Origin of the sequence: Gordonia sp. NPDC057258, from assembly GCF_042668985.1 — a bacterium.
Lineage (GTDB): Bacteria > Actinomycetota > Actinomycetes > Mycobacteriales > Mycobacteriaceae > Gordonia > Gordonia hongkongensis.
The window spans coordinates 1-1,210 of sequence record NZ_JBHUXZ010000093.1 but is presented as its reverse complement, the minus strand read 5'-3'; the positions used below and the strand labels follow the sequence as shown (position 1 = coordinate 1,210).

Here is a 1,210-nt window from a genome sequence, read left to right as displayed (position 1 = left end):
ACCGATCACCTCGGCTATGCCAAGGGCGATCCGGCCGGTCGGCAACTGCCCAACGCCCGCAACGGGTCGAGCCCGAAAACGGTGGACTCCGCGGCCGGGCCGGTCGAGTTGAACGTTCCTCGTGACCGTGCCGGCACGTTCACCCCACGCCTGGTACCGAAGGGTTCCCGCCGGCTCGGCGGGCTCGACGACATGATCATCTCGCTGTATGCCGGTGGCATGACGTTGCGCGACATTCAGCATCATCTGGCCTCGACGATCGGCACCGATCTGTCGCATGAGACGATCTCGAAGATCTGCGACGAGGTCCTCGACGCGGTCGATGAATGGCAGAACCGGCCGCTGGAGGCGTTGTATCCCGTCATCTACCTCGACGCCCTGGTGGTGAAGGTCAAAGACGGCGGTCATGTCCGAAACAGGCACGCCCACATCGCTATTGGTGTCGACATGGCCGGCGTCAAGCACGTGCTGGGCATCTGGATTCAGGCCGAGGAAGGCGCGAAGTTCTGGGCCGGGGTGTGTGCGAATCTGGCCAACCGCGGCGTCAAGGACGTGCTCATCGTGTGCTGCGACGGGTTGACCGGGTTCCCCGAGGCGATCGAGGCGACCTGGCCATTGGCCACGGTGCAAACGTGTGTGGTGCATCTGATTCGCAACTCGATGCGGTTCGTGAACTACAAGGACCGCAAAGAGGTCGCGCGGGCGATCAAACCGATCTACACCGCCCCCGACGCCGAGACCGCCCGCCGCGAATGGGAAGCCTTCCGAGACTCGGAACTGGGGACCAAATATCCGAGTGCCGCAGCAGCTTTCGATCGAGCGTGGGACCGGTTCATTCCGTTCTTGGCGTTCCCGCCCGAGCTCCGCAAAGTCATCTACACCACCAACTCGATCGAGTCGCTGAACTACCAGCTCCGCAAGGTCATCAAGAATCGGGGACACTTCCCCAACGATCTCGCGGCGCGCAAACTGCTGTGGCTGGCGATCTGCGACATCGAGGACAAACGGGCCCGGCAACGCGAGAAGGAACGCGGCAAGCCCGCCGCCACGCGCAGAGCCCCCGGCAGACTCGTCGAGGGCCAAGTCGTGACGAACTGGAAACAGGCCCTCGGGCAACTAGCCCTGGCCTACCCCGACCGCATCGAACCCCACCTCAACTAGACCCAACCAGCAACCACAGGAAACCCAGGAGTCACGTTCTTACACAGAC

General features: G+C 63.2%; 1 protein-coding gene. It reads left to right on the top strand.

What is annotated here, in order from left to right; translation table 11 throughout:
* The coding region (locus ACFUEJ_RS24245; protein ID WP_388032385.1) for an IS256 family transposase at nucleotides 1-1,161 on the top strand (1,161 nt) is incomplete at its 5' end.
* Nucleotides 1,162-1,210: the final 49 nt, after the last annotated feature.